This is a genomic window from Peribacillus psychrosaccharolyticus ATCC 23296, from assembly GCF_000305495.1.
Taxonomy (GTDB): domain Bacteria; phylum Bacillota; class Bacilli; order Bacillales; family DSM-1321; genus Peribacillus; species Peribacillus psychrosaccharolyticus.
The window spans coordinates 1-4,485 of the sequence record NZ_AJTN02000066.1 but is presented as its reverse complement, the minus strand read 5'-3'; the positions used below and the strand labels follow the sequence as shown (position 1 = coordinate 4,485).

Sequence of the window (4,485 nt, the reverse complement as noted above, 5' to 3'; positions counted from 1 at the left end):
GCCCGCAAACCTTCGCACTCACTTCGAAAAAGAAATTAACGGCCGTCAAGAGAAAATTAAGCTGCTGGAGTTTCAAATTGAACAGCTTAATATTCTGCCGGTTGGCAGTGAGTTAAAGGAACGGGAAGTCCAAAGCATTGTCGAGCTTGAAGTTGGAGCGAATTGGGACGAATTTATTCAAACGAAAACAATTGTGATTAAAGATGGGATTGTTTCGGAAATACGCTAGAGGTGAAAACATGGAAAAATGGTTCAACGTAGGAAAAATTGTAAATACTCATGGAATTCAAGGCGAAATACGCGTAATTTCCATTACGGATTTTGCTGAAAAGCGTTATAAGGTTGGTAATACAATTTATTTATTTATGGAAAATGAAAAAACACCGAAAAAGCTTAAAATCACCTCACACCGCCTTCATAAGAATTTTAATTTACTAACCTTTGAAGGTTATTACAATGTGAACTTGGCAGAGTCTTTGAGAGGCGGAATCTTAAAGGTCCCTGCTGAGGCTCTTGGTAAACTTGATGAAAATGAATTTTATTTCCACGAAATCATCGGCTGTACAGTATTTACTGATGAAGGCGAAGAAATCGGCACAATAAGTGAAGTTCTTACTCCTGGCGCTAATGATGTCTGGGTCATTAAACGTAAAGCGGGCAAAGATGTCCTGATTCCGTATATTGAACAAATCGTCAAGTCTGTAGATGTTGCATCTAAGAAAGTGACGATTACACCGATGGAAGGCTTATTAGATTAATGAAAATTGATGTTTTGTCACTGTTTCCAGAAATGTTTGAGGGTGTTCTGGGTAATTCAATTTTAAAAAAAGCCGCTGAGAAAGAGGCCGTTACGTATCGTGTAACCAATTTCCGTGATTTTGCAGATAATAAGCATCACAGGGTTGATGATTATCCATACGGGGGCGGAGCGGGCATGGTTTTAAAGCCTGAGCCGATCTTTGATGCTGTGGATGCTTTACGCAGCGAAGCGGAAGACAAACCACGTGTTATCCTTTTGTGCCCTCAAGGTGAGCGGTACACTCAAAAAAAAGCGGAAGAGTTGTCGAAGGAAGAGCATCTGATCTTCATCTGTGGTCATTATGAAGGATATGATGAACGGATTCGTGAGCATGTCGTCACGGATGAAATATCAATTGGTGATTATATTCTAACTGGCGGCGAACTCGGGGCAATGATCTTGATTGATAGTATTGTAAGGCTGTTGCCAGGCGTTCTGGGTAATGAAGACTCTCCAATACTAGATTCTTATTCTTCGGGTCTTCTCGAGCATCCTCACTACACAAGACCTGCTGATTTTCGTGGAATGAAGGTTCCTGATACGTTGTTATCAGGAAATCATAAGCATATAGATGAGTGGAGAAGCAAGGAATCCCTCCGGCGTACATGGCTTCGTCGTCCGGATTTACTTGAAACCTATCCGCTGAATGATCAAGAAATCAAGTGGCTTGAAGAAATAAAAAAAGAATAACGACTAGCTTGCGTCAGGATTCTTAATATGGTAAAATGAGTTTTGTGGTCTGGGTAAAGCCCAGCCTTATAACGATGTTCCGCTGCAATGATAGACAGATTTGCAAGAGCGTTCTAGGAGGAGAAGGATATTATGACAAACATTATTACAGAACTAACAAAAGACCAACTTCGTACGGATCTTCCAGCGTTTCGTCCTGGTGACACTGTACGTGTACACGTTAAAGTTGTTGAAGGAACACGCGAACGTATCCAGTTATTCGAAGGTGTTGTAATTAAACGCCGCGGTGGCGGAGTAAGCGAAAGCTTTACAGTTCGTAAAATTTCTTACGGTGTTGGAGTTGAACGTGCATTCCCAGTTCATACACCAAAAATCGCTAAATTAGAAGTATTACGTTATGGTAAAGTACGTCGTGCTAAACTTTACTACCTTCGTGAGCTTCGTGGTAAAAAAGCGCGTATCAAAGAAATTCGCCGTTAATTTGTCTGCCTCATTTGAGGAAGCTGCTTAACAGTCGAGATATTACTAACAGCATTTATTAAAAGGAGCTTGTTCTGCAGGCTCCTTTTTTCACTTTATAAAAGGGTGATTAAAAAATGGTTAAAAAGAAAAATGAACTTTGGGAATGGACAAAAGCGCTTGTCATTGCCCTAGTCCTGGTCTTTGTAATTCGTTATTTTTTGTTTACCCCAATTGTTGTAGATGGTTTATCAATGGTGCCGACACTTAAAAGTGAAGATCGGATGATTGTGAACAATTTCAGTTATGCAATCGGTGATCCAAAACGTTTTGATATAATTGTATTTGAAGCGCCAGAGGGGAAAGACTACATAAAACGAGTCATTGGTCTTCCCGGAGATGAAGTTTCCTACAAGAACGATGTCTTATATATCAACGGCAAGGTTTATGATGAACCGTATTTGGCTGACTTGAAGAAGCAGCTGACTGATGGCGGATTGTTGACGGAACCGTTCACTCTTAGTGATGTAACCGATAGTAAAACGGTTCCAGAAGGTCATCTATTTGTCCTTGGAGATAACCGAAGGTATAGTAAAGACAGCCGTCATATAGGGTATATCCCATATGAAAAGGTACTCGGCAGTACAAAACTAGTATATTGGCCAGTCAAGGAGTTTAGACTGGTAAAATAGCAAGCAAGAAAGGGTGATTCCATTGACAATACAATGGTTCCCAGGCCATATGGCCAAAGCTCGAAGGGAAGTAACTGAAAAATTAAAGCTAGTCGATATCATCTATGAACTGGTGGATGCACGTATTCCAGCCGCATCAAGAAATCCAATGATTGATGAAATTATCCAGCATAAACCGCGGATTATCTTATTAAACAAAGCGGACATGGCTGATCCAATTAAAACAAACAAGTGGCTTGCGTATTATAAGTCACAAGGGCAAACTGCATTAGCGATCAATTCTCAAGATGGGCATGGTCTTGCACAAATTACGGCAGTTTCCAAAGAACTTCTAAAAGATAAATACGATCGAATGAAGTCGAGAGGCATTAAACCAAGAGCAATCAGAGCGATGATTGTTGGAATTCCTAACGCAGGAAAATCAACGTTGATTAATCGATTAGCAAAGAAAAATATCGCGCGCACGGGAAATACGCCTGGTGTAACAAAAGCACAGCAATGGATTAAGTTTGGTAAAGAGCTGGAGCTGCTCGATACACCCGGGATTTTATGGCCGAAGTTTCAGGATCAAGAAGTAGGATTGAAATTAGCGCTTACGGGTGCTATTAAGGACACGCTGCTGAATCTTCATGATATCGCTCTTTATGGAATTCGTTTTCTTGAGAAAGAATATCCAGAACGCCTAAAGGATCGATATAATCTTACGGAGATTCCTCAAGAGACAGCAGAAATCTTTGATGTGATTGGTACCTTCAGAGGATGCTTGGCTTCTCAAGGCTTGATTGATTATGATAAGACAGCAGAATTGGTTGTCCGAGAAATCCGTTCTGAGAAAATGGGACCTTTGACTTTTGAAGTACCTGCCGATTTGAAAAAACCAGAAGAGTAAGGAGATACGGATATCAACGAGTCTGTTAAAGACTCATTGGAATCCGTATTTTTTTAGAGATTTCCTGAAAAGCGGCTTGTTTTAGCCGATACTAATAGGACAGGTGAATAAAAATGAAAACTGCAAATAGCATCAAGAATATTGCGTTACGGTTAAATGAAATAAAAGAACCTAATGATCCTTTTTTAAGAGAATGTGCAGACGACAGTAGAAAAGGTGTGGCCGACCTTGTGAAAAGGTGGACAACGAATTATCAAAAACAACTTGCCATTAGAGAACGTTTTGAGGAAATGTCCATGTTTGAACACCAGCTTCAAAACGAAGGGTTTTTGGAGATTGCTGGTATTGACGAAGTAGGCAGAGGGCCGCTGGCAGGACCTGTGGTAGCTTCAGCTGTTATTCTGCCTCTTGGTTTTTATCTTCCTGGTTTAGATGATTCAAAAAAGGTTTCTGAAGCAAAGAGAGAAGCTTTTTATTCGATTATCATGGAGCAGGCGATCGCCGTTGGTACTGGCTTGATACATAGTGAAGAAATCGACGAAATAAACATCTACCAAGCTTCCAAAAAAGCTATGCTTGCAGCCATTACTGATTTAAACAGGATACCGGATTATTTACTCATTGATGCAATGGAATTGGCGGTTCCTATGCCGCAGATGTCACTTATCAAAGGTGATTCAAGAAGTATTTCAATTGCTGCTGCATCGATCGTTGCGAAAGTTACACGTGACCGCATGATGAAAGAATATAGTGTTGAATATCCAAACTATGGTTTTGAAAAAAATATGGGTTATGGAACAGCGGTTCATTTATCCGGTCTTGATCAATATGGTGTGACACCTTGGCATCGCCGCAGTTTTGCTCCAGTAAAGGAGCGCCTCGAACGCCGTACATGAGGGAGGTAATGTCAGTGCATACGACCCCGATAACTTCGAATATCAATCAAATGGACAAGT

Annotated in this window: 7 protein-coding genes; all 7 read left to right on the top strand. The window is 40.6% G+C overall.

Annotated elements, in window-relative coordinates:
• On the top strand, positions 1-229 hold a 229-nt coding region (locus WYK_RS05580; protein ID WP_040373595.1), incomplete at its 5' end, for a YlqD family protein.
• A gap of 10 nt (positions 230-239) precedes the next feature.
• Positions 240-758: a ribosome maturation factor RimM gene (gene rimM, locus WYK_RS05575; protein WP_040373594.1), complete on the top strand. Its 519-nt coding sequence runs from the start codon at positions 240-242 to the stop codon at positions 756-758.
• A complete protein-coding gene (trmD, locus tag WYK_RS05570; protein WP_040373593.1) occupies positions 758-1,489 on the top strand; it encodes a tRNA (guanosine(37)-N1)-methyltransferase TrmD in 732 nt (243 codons plus the stop codon). The genes rimM and trmD overlap by 1 nt, the downstream gene beginning before the upstream one ends.
• Positions 1,490-1,621: 132 nt before the next feature.
• Positions 1,622-1,969 (top strand): 50S ribosomal protein L19, encoded by a 348-nt coding sequence (rplS, locus tag WYK_RS05565; protein ID WP_040373592.1) that lies wholly within the window; start codon positions 1,622-1,624, stop codon positions 1,967-1,969.
• Positions 1,970-2,085: 116 nt separating this feature from the next.
• The gene (gene lepB / locus WYK_RS05560) at positions 2,086-2,640 is read left to right on the top strand and encodes a signal peptidase I (RefSeq protein ID WP_040373591.1); all 555 of its coding nucleotides are present in this window, start codon (positions 2,086-2,088) and stop codon (positions 2,638-2,640) included.
• A 22-nt stretch (positions 2,641-2,662) separates the two neighbouring features.
• On the top strand, positions 2,663-3,529 hold the full coding sequence (ylqF, locus tag WYK_RS05555) for a ribosome biogenesis GTPase YlqF (protein ID WP_040373590.1): 867 nt from the start codon (positions 2,663-2,665) through the stop codon (positions 3,527-3,529).
• 113 nt (positions 3,530-3,642) lie between these two features.
• A complete protein-coding gene (locus WYK_RS05550) occupies positions 3,643-4,425 on the top strand; it encodes a ribonuclease HII (protein ID WP_040373589.1) in 783 nt (260 codons plus the stop codon).
• Positions 4,426-4,485 lie beyond the last annotated feature (60 nt).

What these genes read in the sequence shown, in the direction of transcription:
- rimM (WP_040373594.1), top strand. Translation starts at nt 240, where the DNA reads ATGGAAAAATGGTTCAACGTAGGAAAAATTGTAAATACTCATGGAATT.
- trmD (WP_040373593.1), top strand. Translation starts at nt 758, where the DNA reads ATGAAAATTGATGTTTTGTCACTGTTTCCAGAAATGTTTGAGGGTGTT.
- rplS (WP_040373592.1), top strand. Translation starts at nt 1,622, where the DNA reads ATGACAAACATTATTACAGAACTAACAAAAGACCAACTTCGTACGGAT.
- lepB (WP_040373591.1), top strand. Translation starts at nt 2,086, where the DNA reads ATGGTTAAAAAGAAAAATGAACTTTGGGAATGGACAAAAGCGCTTGTC.
- WYK_RS05550 (WP_040373589.1), top strand. Translation starts at nt 3,643, where the DNA reads ATGAAAACTGCAAATAGCATCAAGAATATTGCGTTACGGTTAAATGAA.